General features: G+C 59.2%; 11 protein-coding genes. 3 read left to right on the top strand and 8 right to left on the bottom strand.

What is annotated here, in order from left to right:
* Positions 1 to 34: 34 nt before the first annotated feature.
* Together ACOZK9_RS12325 and glpT are read left to right on the top strand one after the other, a co-directional pair.
* Positions 35 to 1012, top strand: a complete 978-nt coding sequence (locus ACOZK9_RS12325; RefSeq protein WP_421555920.1) for an NADPH:quinone oxidoreductase family protein — start codon at positions 35 to 37, stop codon at positions 1010 to 1012.
* 219 nt (positions 1013 to 1231) lie between these two features.
* Positions 1232 to 2569 carry a glycerol-3-phosphate transporter gene (gene glpT / locus ACOZK9_RS12320; RefSeq protein WP_058413763.1) on the top strand — a complete coding sequence of 446 codons (1338 nt, stop codon included), beginning with the start codon at positions 1232 to 1234 and terminating at the stop codon, positions 2567 to 2569.
* Here glpT and ACOZK9_RS12315 read toward each other — a convergent pair.
* Positions 2566 to 3219 (bottom strand): gamma-glutamylcyclotransferase, encoded by a 654-nt coding sequence (locus tag ACOZK9_RS12315; RefSeq protein ID WP_058413764.1) that lies wholly within the window; start codon positions 3217 to 3219, stop codon positions 2566 to 2568. The two genes, glpT and ACOZK9_RS12315, sit on opposite strands and share 4 nt — an antisense overlap.
* Positions 3220 to 3246: 27 nt before the next feature.
* On the bottom strand, positions 3247 to 5634 hold the full coding sequence (locus tag ACOZK9_RS12310; protein ID WP_152750444.1) for a TonB-dependent receptor plug domain-containing protein: 2388 nt from the start codon (positions 5632 to 5634) through the stop codon (positions 3247 to 3249).
* Positions 5635 to 5932: 298 nt separating this feature from the next.
* Here ACOZK9_RS12310 and ACOZK9_RS12305 point away from each other — a divergent pair, with 298 nt between their 5' ends.
* On the top strand, positions 5933 to 6409 hold the full coding sequence (locus ACOZK9_RS12305; protein WP_058413766.1) for a hypothetical protein: 477 nt from the start codon (positions 5933 to 5935) through the stop codon (positions 6407 to 6409).
* A gap of 36 nt (positions 6410 to 6445) precedes the next feature.
* Here the strand turns inward: ACOZK9_RS12305 and ACOZK9_RS12300 are convergent, their stop codons facing one another.
* The 6 genes from ACOZK9_RS12300 to ACOZK9_RS12275 all read right to left on the bottom strand — a co-directional run bounded on the left by ACOZK9_RS12300 (position 6446) and on the right by ACOZK9_RS12275 (position 13718).
* Entirely contained in the window at positions 6446 to 7414 is a 969-nt protein-coding gene (locus tag ACOZK9_RS12300) for a CDP-6-deoxy-delta-3,4-glucoseen reductase (protein WP_058413767.1), read from the bottom strand.
* Positions 7414 to 8880, bottom strand: a complete 1467-nt coding sequence (ubiD, locus tag ACOZK9_RS12295; RefSeq protein ID WP_058413768.1) for a 4-hydroxy-3-polyprenylbenzoate decarboxylase — start codon at positions 8878 to 8880, stop codon at positions 7414 to 7416. Before ubiD ends, ACOZK9_RS12300 begins: the two co-directional genes overlap by 1 nt.
* A gap of 59 nt (positions 8881 to 8939) precedes the next feature.
* The gene (locus tag ACOZK9_RS12290) at positions 8940 to 10922 is read right to left on the bottom strand and encodes an acyltransferase family protein (protein ID WP_421555919.1); all 1983 of its coding nucleotides are present in this window, start codon (positions 10920 to 10922) and stop codon (positions 8940 to 8942) included.
* A gap of 155 nt (positions 10923 to 11077) precedes the next feature.
* Positions 11078 to 12337: a transcription termination factor Rho gene (gene rho / locus ACOZK9_RS12285; protein ID WP_058413770.1), complete on the bottom strand. Its 1260-nt coding sequence runs from the start codon at positions 12335 to 12337 to the stop codon at positions 11078 to 11080.
* Between the two features lie 235 nt (positions 12338 to 12572).
* Positions 12573 to 12902, bottom strand: a complete 330-nt coding sequence (trxA, locus tag ACOZK9_RS12280; RefSeq protein ID WP_058413771.1) for a thioredoxin TrxA — start codon at positions 12900 to 12902, stop codon at positions 12573 to 12575.
* 120 nt (positions 12903 to 13022) lie between these two features.
* On the bottom strand, positions 13023 to 13718 hold the full coding sequence (locus ACOZK9_RS12275; RefSeq protein WP_122250760.1) for a FadR/GntR family transcriptional regulator: 696 nt from the start codon (positions 13716 to 13718) through the stop codon (positions 13023 to 13025).
* Positions 13719 to 13722 lie beyond the last annotated feature (4 nt).

The following is a 13722-nucleotide window of genomic DNA, read 5'->3' as shown; positions in this document are numbered from 1 at the left end:
ACTTATCGGCCACGATGCTAAAAGGAATAGTCCGATGAAAGCTGTGCTGTGCAAAGCCTTCGGCCCCGCCGAAACCCTGGTGCTCGATGAGATCGCGAACCCTGCGATCAAGAAGAACGAGGTCCTGCTGGACGTGCACGCGGCGGGGGTGAATTTCCCGGACACCTTGATCATCGAGGGCAAATACCAGTTCAAGCCGCCCTTCCCTTTTTCACCGGGTGGCGAAGCGGCCGGCGTGGTCACCGAAGTGGGCGAAAAAGTCAGCCACCTGAAAGTCGGTGACCGCGTGATGGCCTTGACTGGCTGGGGCAGCTTTGCCGAACAGGTCGCGGTACCGGGCTACAACGTACTGCCGATAACGCCGAGCATGGACTTCAACACCGCCGCCGCCTTCAGCATGACCTACGGCACCTCGATGCACGCCCTCAAACAACGCGCCAACCTGCAACCCGGCGAAACTTTGCTGGTGCTCGGCGCCTCCGGCGGCGTGGGCCTGGCGGCGGTGGAAATCGGCAAAGCCATGGGCGCCCGGGTGATCGCCGCCGCCAGCAGTGCGGATAAACTCGCCGTGGCCAAGGCCGCTGGCGCGGACGAGTTGATCAACTACAGCGAAGCCAGCCTTAAAGACGAACTAAAACGCCTGACCGATGGCAACGGTGTCGACGTGATCTACGACCCGGTGGGCGGCGATCTGTTTGACCAGGCTATCCGCGGCATCGCCTGGAACGGCCGCCTGTTGGTAGTCGGTTTTGCCAGCGGGCGCATCCCGGAACTGCCGGTGAACCTGGCGTTGCTCAAGGGCGCAGCCGTGGTCGGGGTGTTCTGGGGTTCGTTCGCCCAGCGCCAGCCGCAAGACAATGCGGCGAACTTCCAGCAATTGTTCACGTGGTACGCCGAGGGCAAGCTCAAGCCGCTGGTGTCGAAAGTCTATCCACTCGAACAGGCCGCCCAGGCGATCAATGACTTGGGGCAGCGTAAGGCGGTGGGCAAAGTGGTGGTTCAAGTCCGCTAACCGACCTGAATGCAATCAATGTGGGAGGGGGCTTGCTCCCGATAGCGGTGCTTCAGTCAACAGAAATGTTAGCTGAGCCATTGCTATCGGGAGCAAGCCCCCTCCCACATTTGCATCTCTATAGCACTGAAGAATTCAATAACGACAATGATGCTATATTCGGTAACGAAACTGTAACATTCGCATCCGCAGTTAAAACAAGAAATTTGGAGCTCTTGAATGTTTGCTTTCTTTCGTCCTGCCGCACACCAGGCGCCCCTGCCTGAAGAAAAAATAGACAGCACGTATCGACGACTGCGCTGGCAGATCTTCGCCGGTATTTTCTTCGGTTACGCCGGCTACTACTTGCTGCGCAAGAACTTCTCGCTGGCCATGCCGTACTTGATTGACGAGGGCTACACCCGCGGCCAGCTGGGCTTGGCGATGTCGGCAATTGCGATTGCCTACGGCCTGTCCAAGTTCCTGATGGGCCTGGTGTCCGACCGCTCGAACCCGCGTTACTTCCTGCCTTTTGGCCTGCTGGTGTCGGCGGGCGTAATGTTCATTTTCGGTTTCGCACCTTGGGCAACGTCCAGCGTGACCATGATGTTCATTTTGCTGTTCATCAACGGCTGGGCCCAAGGCATGGGCTGGCCACCCAGCGGGCGGACCATGGTGCACTGGTGGTCGCAGAAAGAACGCGGCGGCGTGGTGTCGGTATGGAACGTGGCGCATAACGTCGGCGGCGGCCTGATCGGCCCGCTGTTCTTGCTCGGTATGGCGTGGTTTAACGACTGGCATGCAGCGTTTTACGTGCCGGCGACCGTGGCCCTGGCCGTGGCGGCGTTTGCCTTCATCACCATGCGCGACACGCCGCAGTCGGTCGGCCTGCCACCGATTGAGCAATACAAAAACGATTACCCGGAAGGCTACGACGCCAGCCACGAAGACGAATTCAGCGCCAAGGAAATCTTCGTCAAGTACGTGCTGCGCAACAAAATGCTTTGGTACATCGCCTTCGCTAACGTGTTTGTCTACCTGTTGCGCTACGGCGTGCTGGACTGGGCACCGACGTACCTCAAGGAAGCCAAACACTTCGACGTGGATAAAACCTCGTGGGCGTACTTCTTCTATGAGTGGGCAGGTATTCCGGGCACGCTGCTGTGCGGCTGGATGTCGGACAAGATCTTCCGTGGCAATCGTGGGCTGACCGGCATCGTATTCATGGCCTTGGTCACCGTGGCGACCCTGGTTTACTGGCTCAACCCGCCAGGCAACCCGATGGTCGACATGATTGCGCTGTTCTCCATCGGCTTCCTGATCTACGGCCCGGTGATGCTGATCGGCCTGCAGGCGCTGGAGTTGGCGCCGAAAAAAGCCGCTGGCACCGCGGCGGGCTTCACCGGTTTGTTCGGCTACTTGGGTGGCTCGGTGGCGGCCAGTGCGGCCATGGGCTACACCGTTGACCATTTCGGCTGGGACGGTGGTTTTGTCCTGCTGATAGGTGCGTGCTTGTTGGCGATCGCGTTCCTGATCCCAACGCTGTGGCACACCAACAGTGTCAGCACAGCGCGTTAATCGCCTGAGCAATCCTTTGCACAACGCTTGAGCCGCGCCTCCAGGTTTTTATCTGGCATGGCGTGGCTACGCAGGGCGTTAACGGTCTGCTCGACATAATCGCGAGTCGTGCCGTAACGCCCGCAAGCGCTTTGCAGCACGTGATTGAGCACGATGTCGGGCAAGTTGCCGGCATAGCTGGGCAAGTGCCGCTCCAACACAAAACCCAGCGCCTGAACCTGGCTGCCATCTTCCAAACGGCAGGTCAGCCAGTGCGGCCGGTAGGAGGGGTAAGGCATCTCGCGCTGCCACAAGGCGTAAAGCGAGGCTTCCAACTGGTCTTCCGGCAAACGGTAGGCAAACCCGCTGCAGGAACCGCCACGGTCCAGCCCGAACACCAACCCCGGCAATTCCGGCGTGCCCCGATGCTCGTGGGACCACAGGTACAAGCCCCGGTGGTAACCGTGAACCCGCGCACGCACGCGCTCGGTCGACGAACATTCAGGCCGCCAGATCAACGACCCGTAGGCGAATAGCCAGACCGGCCCACCCTTATGCCGGGCCATCGTGGCCTGCATCGAGCTCATTAACTGTTCGTGAGTGAGTTGCGGCCCAAGATCGAGCCGCGGAGGGTAAGCCAATTGCAAAAGATCGGTTTCAATGGCGGTCATGGCGAAAAGCGGTGCGCCTCCTGTGTATTACCAGTTGTAAGCAACTTTACCGTAATAAAACGCGCCGCTGTAACCGTACGGCGAAAAAGTGCTATAGGCCAAATTGCCGCCACTGCTGGCGTAGGCATTGACCTTCTCCGGGTATTTGTCGGTGACGTTGTCACCGCCCACGGTGAACGTCCAGTTCTTCAGTTTGTAGTCCGCCGACAGGTCCAGCACCCAAGCCGCCTTGAAGGTCTGGTCGTTGACCTTGTCCGCCTGGTAACTGGTGAACTCACCATAACGCACCAGGTTGCTGTGCAGTGCCCAACGGCCGTAGGTGAAATCGTTACCCAGGCTGAGTTTGTGCTGCGGCGTGGTGTCGCCGAGTAAACCGATACGCTCGCGGCGGTCCACCCGCACCAAGTTGGCGCCCAAACTGTCCAGAATGGCCGGGTTGGCTTTCACGTCCGTCACTTTGGTGTGGTTGTAGTTATACCCTACCGTGCTGTTCCAACGAATGCCGTTATCGAATTGATAACGATAGTTGGCCACCAAATCGACGCCATCGGTGCTGGTATCGGTGGCGTTGGTGAAGTAGCGCGCGCTGGTGTAGTTGATGTTGCCAACACCGTTGGCTTGCAGGTAAGCCACGGTTGCCGGGTTCAGATTAAGGTTGGAGGACAGGCTGATACGGTCGCGGATGTCGATGCGATAAACGTCGAGCGTTACGGTCAGGTCATCTGCAGGCTCCAGCACCAGGCCGAGGCTGTAGTTACGTGACTTTTCGGCTTTCAGGTCTTCGGCGCCGAGCAGTCTTGCCACCTGGCTGTCGGCCGGAAAGGTGCCCGCCTCCTGAATGGTGCTGCCGATCAACTGCGACGAGGTGTAGGCAAAATTCTGCTGGGCCAGGGATGGCGCGCGGAAACCGTTGGAAATGCTGCCACGCAACGCCACTTGCGGGGTGAAGTCATACCGCGCCGACAGCGAGCCGCTGACGTTGGAGCCAAAGTCACTGTAATCCTCATGCCGCACGGCGGCCGAGGCGCTGAGCTTTTCGGTGAAGTTGGTTTCCAGGTCCAGGTACTGCGCCCAGTTATGCCGCGAGCTGCTGCCGGCGTCGGCATCACGGAAACCACCGAGGCCCGAGCTGCCGGTCTGGTAATAGGACGCAGGCTCGCCCGCTTCGATCTCATAGCCCTGGTGCAGGTATTCGCCACCAAAAGCTACCGACACCGGGTAGGGCAAAAAGCCCACGTCGAATTCACGTGAGAGGTCCAGGCTGACTTGCTTCTGATCGTTGCTCAGGGTGCCATTGTCGAACTTGCGCGGCGTAGCAAGGCCGAGTGAGGTGTTGATGGTGTCGGTGCTTAATTCGTACTGGTTTTTGCCATAGTTGGCCGACAGGTCATAGTGCCAGTCGTAGGCCAGCAAGCCGCGCAAGCCCACCACCAATGAGGTGTCTTCAAGGTTGCCCTTGATCAGCGGCAAGTAGCCATTGGGGTTGAGCGCTGCAATGTTGTTGGACGCATTGCTGGCCCGGTAGAACGCTGCGGTTTCGCCACGTCGCTTGCTGTAGCCGCCGAACGTGTAGAACTCCAGCCCGTCGCTGAAGGAATACTCGGAGTTGAACTGCAACTTGCCTTCATTGGTAGCCGGTTCGCCCTGGCGGAACACACGCTGGCCGTAGGTGGTGGAACCTACGCTGGCCGGGCGGAAATCATCGCCGGCGCGGTTGGTGTAATCGTTGTCGGCACCTTCAGCGGAAAGGTTGATAAAACCATTGTCACCCAGCGCCAAGCCGGTATTGCCGCTGACATTGCGTTGAATACCATCGCCCTTTTTGTATTCGCCAAATTTGCTCGAGACCGAACCGCCATGGTCGTCGTGCTTGAGGATCACGTTGATTACCCCGGCAATCGCGTCAGAGCCATAGCGCGCCGACGCACCGTCACGCAGCACTTCAACGTGGTCGACCGCCGACAACGGAATTGCATTCAAGTCCGCCGGTGCCGAGCCACGGCCAACGGCCCCGCCGAGGTTAACGAAGGCACTGGTGTGGCGACGTTTACCGTTGATCAGCACCAACACCTGATCCGGCGACAGGCCGCGCAACTGCGCGGGGCGCACCAGCTCGGCGCCATCCACCAGGCTTGGACGCGGGAAGTTGATCGACGGAATCAAGCGCGCCAGCACTGCTCCCAGCTCATCGGAGCCGGTACTGCGCAAGGTTTCGCCGGAAATCACATCAATCGGCGAAAGCGAAGCACTGGCGGTGCGCTCTTGGGCGCGCGTACCGGTGACGATCACGGTGTCGAGTTTTGGCACATCGGCAGCGGCTGTTTCGGCCGCCAAGGCTGGATTAAATCCCACAGCGGTCAGCAAATTAGCCGACAAAATCGCTGTGTACAGCGCGTGTTTGTTGTAGCTCCCCATACCGCTCCCACTCCTTTTAACCCAGGAATCAAACATCAGAACTTGCTGCTCTGAGTGCTTACGATCGATCCGTCTGGCGGGCGGTGGCGGTCAGTTATTGGTGATTGATGAAAGGCGGTAGTCCGGTGCCTTATAGCTTAATGAGATTTTTCCTACATAAGTAATACCTTAATTGCATAAGCATAGGCGACCAAACCTTCAGCGCAGGTTCAGGCCCCGCAGGACGTTAGCCGCCAAACTGTAGAAGTTTAGCGACCCCACATTAGCCGCCTATTCAAACGACTATCGAGGTCGAACCATGAAGTACGTTTATTCCGGCTTGCTGCTTATGGCACAAGCCGCTACCGCGCTGGCCTCTGAGGCGGCCGTCAAAGGCGATAAGGGCTTCTGGTACGCCCAGACGAGCCTCTACACCCAGCACTTTTCACCGAACCCCAAGCACAACAACAACCAGGATTTGATCAACCTGGAGCGCAACGAAGCGTCCGGGCTGGTGTACGGCGGGGCGACCTTTCGCAACTCGTTCAGCCAGCGCTCATATTATGTTTACGCGGGTAAACGCTATGACCTTGGCGACTCGCCGTTCTACATGAAGGTGACCGCAGGCGCGCTTCAGGGGTATCGCGGCAAGTACCGCGACAAAATCCCGCTCAACCGCTTTGGCGTGGCACCGGCGATCATCCCCTCGGTGGGCGTGAATTTCGGCCCGGTGACCAGCGAGTTGGTGTTGCTGGGCTTTAATGCGGCGATGCTGACGGCGGGGGCGCGTTTCTAACGACACTGCCTATCTGTGTAGGCGCCGGTTCCCACATTAAGGGCGCGGTGCGTAGGCGAACACATCAGCACGCATCTGATGCGCGTCCATGCCGGCGTCAACCAGCGCATCCAGCGTGCCGTAGATCATCGCAGGCGAGCCACTTGCGTAGACGTGCACACCCTTGAGATCGCGAATATCTTCACACACCGCTTCATGCAGCAGCCCGCAACGCCCTTGCCAACCACACAGGTCGCTGACCACTTTGTGCAGGAATAAATTCGGCAGTTGCAGCCATTGGTCCCAGTGCTCGATCTGGTAAAAATCCTCCGGCCGACGCACACCCCAGTACAAATGGACCGGGTGCTTGAAACCGGAAGCGCGGCAATGCTCTATCAAGCTGTGCATCTGCGCCATGCCGGTACCCGCGGCGATCAACACCAACGGCCCGTCGGGTAGCTCGGCAAGGTGCGTGTCGCCAAAAGGCAATTCGATGCGCGCCATCTGATTACGCTGCAACTGCTCAAGCAGGTTGCGCGCGCTGTCTTCCCGCACCAGCACATGCAACTCCAGCTCACGCCCGGAATGCGGCGCCGACGCCAGCGAGAACGCCGACTTCTCGCCATTCTCCCGCTCGATCATCAAGTATTGCCCAGCGTGGTAACGCAGCGCTTTACCGGCCGGGGCAAGCAGGCGCACGCGCCACACATCACCACCGACCTCCACACATTCAGTCAATTGGCACGACAACTTGCGCAACGGCAACTCTCCCGGCGCCAGCACGCCATCCCATAACACAATGCAATCTTCCAGCGGCTCAGCGATGCAGGTGTAAAACTCACCGTGGTCGAGCACCTCACCGGCTTGCAGCACCCGGCCCTCAACCAGCAACGCCGCACACACATGGCACACGCCATTGCGACACGCCTGAGGGCACTCGTAGCCCAGACGGCGCGCGCCTTCAAGGATTCGCTCGCCAGGGATCAGTTCCAGTACCGCGCCGGAAGGTTGCAGGGTTACACGCATCAATCTATTCCCAATTCTTTCCACATAGCATCGACACGGGCAGTCACAGCCTCATCCTTGACGATCACCCGGCCCCACTCGCGGGTGGTTTCACCCGGCCATTTGTGGGTGGCATCCAGGCCCATCTTTGAACCGAGGCCCGACACCGGCGAGGCGAAGTCGAGGTAGTCGATCGGCGTGTTGTCGATCATCACCGTGTCGCGCTTGGGGTCCATGCGCGTGGTGATGGCCCAGATCACGTCGTTCCAGTCGCGAGCATTGATGTCGTCGTCGGTGACGATAACGAATTTGGTGTACATGAACTGTCGCAAAAACGACCACACTCCCAGCATTACCCGTTTGGCGTGGCCTGGATAGGACTTCTTCATGGTCACAATGGCCATGCGGTACGAGCAGCCTTCGGGCGGCAAGTAGAAGTCGGTGATCTCCGGGAACTGCTTTTGCAGGATCGGCACAAACACTTCGTTCAGCGCCACACCCAGAATAGCCGGTTCATCCGGTGGCCGGCCGGTGTAGGTGCTGTGGTAGATCGGCTTGATCCGGTGGGTAATGCGCTCGACCGTGAACACCGGGAAGCTGTCGACTTCGTTGTAGTAACCGGTGTGGTCGCCGTAAGGGCCTTCGTCGGCCATTTCGCCCGGATGAATCACGCCTTCGAGGATGATTTCCGCACTGGCCGGCACTTGCAGGTCGTTGCCGCGGCACTTCACCAGTTCGGTGCGGTTACCGCGCAACAGACCGGCGAAGGCATATTCAGACAGGCTGTCGGGCACCGGCGTGACGGCGCCAAGGATGGTCGCCGGGTCAGCGCCCAGGGCGACGGAAACCGGGAAAGGCTTGCCGGGATGTTTTTCGCACCATTCACGAAAGTCGAGTGCGCCGCCACGGTGGCTCAGCCAACGCATGATCACTTTATTGCGGCCGATCACTTGCTGACGGTAGATACCCAGGTTCTGGCGATCCTTGTTCGGGCCTTTGGTCACAGTAAGGCCCCACGTGATCAGCGGGCCGACGTCGCCGGGCCAGCAGGTCTGCACGGGCAGCATGCCGAGGTCGACATCATCACCCTCGATCACCACTTCCTGGCACACCGCGTCCTTGACCACCTTGGGCGCCATGGCAATGATCTTGCGAAAGATCGGTAGCTTCGACCAGGCATCCTTCAGGCCTTTGGGTGGCTCGGGCTCCTTGAGGAAGGCCAGGAGCTTGCCGATCTCGCGCAGCTCGCTGACCGACTCGGCGCCCATGCCAAAGGCCACGCGGTCGGGCGTACCGAACAGGTTGCCGAGCACCGGAATATCAAAGCCGGTCGGGTTTTCGAACAGCAGTGCCGGGCCCTTGCTGCGCAGGGTACGGTCACAAATCTCAGTCATTTCCAGCACCGGCGAAACCGGTACCTGGATACGTTTCAACTCTCCGCGCTGCTCAAGTTGCTGCACGAAATCCCGAAGATCCTTGAATTTCATTAACCATGCCACCCGTAAAATAGGCCTACATCCTACCTGCTCTGAAGGCGGCTGGCAGCTTAATTGGCCGTCAGCCCGCGCGATTGCAGCGAATTGAACAAGGGCTCCAGGAACGCCTCAATGTGCCGCGCCCCGACGTCCGAAAGATGGTTATCGTCGGTGTACAGCGCACGGCCGTTGAGCTCCACCCGGCACAGGCCATCGGCGCCACACAGCAGGGGCGCCGGGTCCAGCACGCTAACGCCACGGTCGGCCGCGGCCAGTTCGTCGAACAGTTGGGTAATAAAGCGCTGGCGCTTCTGATGTTCCGCTACCGGCAGCCCTTCACCGTCGACCGGCCGGTGCATCATGGCCAGGCGACTGAGGCGGTAGGGAACGATGATTTCCTGCAACGGTACTTCCTTGACCAGCCACACGTGATACCCGGCGGCGCGCAAACCTTTGACGCGCTCGCGCAGGCCTTCGGCGAAGCGCTGCTCGGCGATGGCACGCACGTATTGGCCAGTGCCCGGGTCTTTTAGCGCATGCTCTTTGTCCCCCGACATTTGCCCGTACAGGTACAGGCTCCAGCGCGCCACCAGCACCACATCAGTGAACGATTGCGCGGCCATGGCCTTCTCGACGCGTTGATTGAAACGTGCGCAGCGGGCGATGTTCTCCAGACCATCAAGCGGCACACAACCGGCAAAACTGGTCTGGGCCAGGCTGATCGTGTGCCGTTTGGCAGCGTCTTCGAGCGCCGGAACCAGCGCCGTGGCATGGCTGTCGCCCCAGACCAGCGCAGACGTCGAGCGGTTTTTGGGGCCGAAGTGGCAGAACAGCCGATCGTCGGGGGTGTCTTTGTCGGCCATGCAGGCCATCAGTTCCGGGCTCCATGTCTTCGCCTGGGCGTAACGCAGGGCCTGCTCGGACAAGCGCCAAGGCACACCCTTCGCCTCGCGCAATGCCAGGCCTGTAAAACCCAGACACAGGATGCCGGCTGCGGCGGCCGCGAGGATCGCTTTGCGCCCGGCCAGCAGGCGTTTTTCGCGAAACGGCGCTTCTACAAATCGCCACGAAAGGTAGCCCAGTACCAGGCTCAGCAGCATCAGCCCGGCCAGCTCAAGCGCGCTCAAACCGTCCACCGCGGCATAGTTGGCGTACACAAACACCGGCCAGTGCCACAGGTACCAGGAATACGAAATAAGCCCCAGGCCGACCATCACCCGCGAACTCAACAAACGCCCGACCGCCGTGTGCTGTTGCCCATTCGCCCAGATTAATCCGACCACGCCCAACACCGGCAGCAAAGCGGCCGCGCCAGGGAACGGGGTATGTCGGTCGAAACCGAATACGGCTATCAGGATAAACGCCATGGACACCAGGCTGACCCCTTGCGCCAGGGCCGGCGAGGCGCGCCATTCACGCAACGGCATCACCGCCAGCATTGCCCCAGCGAGCAATTCCCAGGCCCGCAAGTGCAGCAGAAAGAAGGCTTTTTGCGGCTGATGAGCGACCGCCCAGACGCTCATGCCGAAAGACACCAGCAGCACGCCGAACAACGCCAGACGCCAGTGTTTCAGGCGGCTTGAAAGCACTGCCAGCAGCAGTGGAAAGAGAATATAGAACTGCTCCTCCACCGCCAGCGACCAGGTGTGCAGCAAGGGTTTGATGTCGGAGGCCGAGTCGAAATAACCGTGCTGGCGCGCAAACAGCAGGTTGGAGGTGAATGTCACCTGGTAATGCGCCGACCGCCCCAACGCCTCGTAGTCCTTGGGCGCCAGCAGCAACCAACCCACCACCAGTGTGGCCGCCATCATCACAAACAGGGCTGGCAAGATACGCCGGGCACGCCGCGCCCAGAAATCCACGAAACTGAAGCGACCGACCTGGCGTTCGCGCCAGATGATCGAGGTGATCAGGTAGCCGGAAATCACGAAAAACACGTCTACGCCGACAAAGCCGCCAGTGAAGCCCGGTACTCCAAAGTGAAACAGTACAACAGCCAGGACAGCGATGGCGCGCAGGCCATCAATGTCTCTTCGGTAAGCAAAAGTGGTCATAAATTTAAGGTCAGGCAGATACGAATGGAGATGAGCGTAGCGTCACTCAACTTTTTTGTTTCATAACTGACACTTTGGTGCTGAAAACCTCCCTTTTTTGATACAAAAAAAATGGCGCCCCGTAGGGCGCCATTTTTCGGACCTGAAGCGTCGTATTATTTACGCTTCATCGACAAGAAGAACTCGTCGTTGGTCTTGGTGGTTTTCAACTTGTCGATCAGGAACTCGATGGCCGCAACTTCGTCCATCGGGTGCAGCAGCTTGCGCAAAATCCACATGCGCTGCAGTTCGTCGTCGGCGGTCAGCAACTCTTCGCGGCGGGTGCCGGAACGGTTGATGTTGATCGCAGGGAACACGCGTTTTTCAGCGATACGACGGTCCAGGGGCAGTTCCATGTTGCCGGTACCCTTGAACTCCTCGTAGATCACTTCGTCCATCTTCGAGCCGGTTTCAACCAGCGCGGTGGCGATAATGGTCAGCGAGCCGCCTTCTTCGATGTTGCGCGCGGCGCCGAAGAAACGCTTTGGTTTCTCCAGGGCGTGGGCATCAACACCACCGGTGAGTACCTTGCCGGAGCTCGGGATCACGGTGTTGTAGGCACGCGCCAGACGGGTGATGGAGTCGAGCAAAATCACCACGTCTTTCTTGTGTTCGACCAGGCGCTTGGCCTTCTCGATGACCATTTCGGCAACCTGCACGTGGCGGGTTGGCGGCTCATCGAACGTCGAGGCAACCACTTCGCCGCGCACGGTGCGCTGCATTTCGGTTACTTCTTCCGGACGCTCATCGATCAGCAACACGATCAAGTGAACTTCAGGATTGTTACGCGCGATGTTCGCTGCGATGTTCTGCAGCATGATGGTCTTACCGGCTTTCGGCGGTGCGACGATCAGGCCGCGCTGGCCTTTACCGATCGGGGCGCACAGGTCGATGACACGGCCGGTCAAGTCTTCGGTGGAACCGTTACCGGCTTCCATCTTCATCCGAATGGTCGGGAACAGCGGGGTCAGGTTCTCGAAGAGAATCTTGTTTTTCGCGTTCTCGGGACGGTCAAAGTTGATCGTGTCGACCTTGAGCAGGGCGAAATAACGCTCGCCTTCCTTCGGGGGACGGATCTTGCCAACGATGGTGTCACCAGTGCGCAAGTTGAAGCGACGGATCTGGCTCGGCGAGACGTAAATGTCGTCTGGGCCGGCAAGATAGGAAGCGTCAGCAGAGCGGAGGAAGCCGAAGCCGTCCTGGAGAATCTCCAGCACGCCATCACCGGAGATTTCCTCACCGCTTTTTGCGTGCTTTTTGAGCAGGGAGAAAATCACATCCTGCTTGCGCGAACGGGCCATATTTTCTATGCCCATCTCTTCGGCCAATTGGAGCAGGTCGGTAATCGGCTTTTGCTTGAGTTCAGTCAGATTCATATAGGAATGACGTAATCATTTATGGAGGGGGGGAAATTAAGCTTTTGGCTTAATGAGGCCGCGCCGCAGAGAAGGCGACAGGATCGCGTACTAATCAAAAAGGAATGCGTCGGCGACGGCTTGCAGGGGGCAGTGGAGAAACCAGTGCGGGGCCGAATGTACCACCTGAGTTTCGGAGCGTCTAGCCCTGTTTCACGAAAAAGCCCCGCTATTTGCGGGGCTTTTTTGACGACGCTTAGATGTTGGCGTCGAGGAAAGCTTGCAGTTGGGACTTCGACAGCGCGCCGACTTTAGTCGCCGCAACTTCGCCGCCCTTGAACAGCATCAGGGTCGGAATACCACGCACGCCGTGCTTGGCCGGGGTTTCCTGATTGTCGTCGATGTTCAGTTTGGCAATGGTCAACTTGCCTTCGTAGGTGGTCGCAATGTCGTCCAGAACAGGGGCGATCATTTTGCAAGGGCCACACCATTCAGCCCAGTAGTCAACCAGCACCGGGCCCTGAGCCTTGAGTACTTCGGCCTCAAAGGTCGCGTCGGTGACGTGCTTGATAAGATCGTTGCTCATGGATGTCTCCGGATTGTAAGCAAAAAAAACGTGGCCCATCATAGCCGCCCTTCCCCCGTTCAGGAAGCCGCCGCTGATTGAGTCTTGCTATGGTGATGAATGAGTTTGGGTATACCCCACTCACGGCGCAACCGGCGTGACGAAGGCGATGCCGGTGCGTAAGGCCGCATTGCGTACATGTTCCTGCATGGTTTTCTGCGCCGCCGCACTGGCGCGCCGGGCCAGCGCACGCAAAATCCTGCGGTGCTCCTGCCAGGTTTCCATGGCCCGTTCCGGCCGGATGAACGGTAGTTTCTGACTCTCCAGAAACACCTCGGCACTCGCACTCAAAATGCTCACCATCGCTTGGTTGCCGCTGGCCAGCAAAATCCGTTGATGGAATTCGAAGTCGAGCCGGCCGGCCGCTTCAAAGTCGCCGGCCTTAAGCACCTTGCGCATCGCCTCGACATTGTCTTGCAGGCTGTCCAGCTCATCGAGGGTCAATGTCATTGCCGCCAAGCCCGCTGCAAACCCCTCCAGGGCATAGCGCAACTGGAAAATATCCAATGGCGTAGCCTGGGCGGCGAAGGGCCACGCAAACCCCGGTGCTTCTTGCACCTCCTGCACGAACACGCCTTTACCCGGCTGTACGCTGACCACGCCCAAGGCACTCAAGGATGACAACGCCTCGCGCAACGATGCCCGGCTGACGCCTAACTGCACCGCCAGGTCGCGCTGGGACGGCAGCGCATCGCCCGCTGCGAAGCCCTGCTCTTTGATCAGTTTTCGGATGGCCTGCAGGGCCGCTTCCGGTACGGCTTGGGCGATGGAATTCATAAAA

Source organism: Pseudomonas kitaguniensis (assembly GCF_049199985.1).
Lineage (GTDB): Bacteria > Pseudomonadota > Gammaproteobacteria > Pseudomonadales > Pseudomonadaceae > Aquipseudomonas > Aquipseudomonas kitaguniensis.
This window is presented reverse-complemented; position numbering and strand designations above follow the sequence as displayed.

Bases quoted from the DNA above. Each gene is read 5' to 3' on its own strand.
- ACOZK9_RS12290 (WP_421555919.1), bottom strand. From the start codon at position 10,922: ATGACCACTTTTGCTTACCGAAGAGACATTGATGGCCTGCGCGCCATC.
- ubiD (WP_058413768.1), bottom strand. From the start codon at position 8,880: ATGAAATTCAAGGATCTTCGGGATTTCGTGCAGCAACTTGAGCAGCGC.
- trxA (WP_058413771.1), bottom strand. From the start codon at position 12,902: ATGAGCAACGATCTTATCAAGCACGTCACCGACGCGACCTTTGAGGCC.
- glpT (WP_058413763.1), top strand. From the start codon at position 1,232: ATGTTTGCTTTCTTTCGTCCTGCCGCACACCAGGCGCCCCTGCCTGAA.
- ACOZK9_RS12275 (WP_122250760.1), bottom strand. From the start codon at position 13,718: ATGAATTCCATCGCCCAAGCCGTACCGGAAGCGGCCCTGCAGGCCATC.
- rho (WP_058413770.1), bottom strand. From the start codon at position 12,337: ATGAATCTGACTGAACTCAAGCAAAAGCCGATTACCGACCTGCTCCAA.
- ACOZK9_RS12310 (WP_152750444.1), bottom strand. From the start codon at position 5,634: ATGGGGAGCTACAACAAACACGCGCTGTACACAGCGATTTTGTCGGCT.
- ACOZK9_RS12305 (WP_058413766.1), top strand. From the start codon at position 5,933: ATGAAGTACGTTTATTCCGGCTTGCTGCTTATGGCACAAGCCGCTACC.
- ACOZK9_RS12300 (WP_058413767.1), bottom strand. From the start codon at position 7,414: ATGCGTGTAACCCTGCAACCTTCCGGCGCGGTACTGGAACTGATCCCT.
- ACOZK9_RS12315 (WP_058413764.1), bottom strand. From the start codon at position 3,219: ATGACCGCCATTGAAACCGATCTTTTGCAATTGGCTTACCCTCCGCGG.
- ACOZK9_RS12325 (WP_421555920.1), top strand. From the start codon at position 35: ATGAAAGCTGTGCTGTGCAAAGCCTTCGGCCCCGCCGAAACCCTGGTG.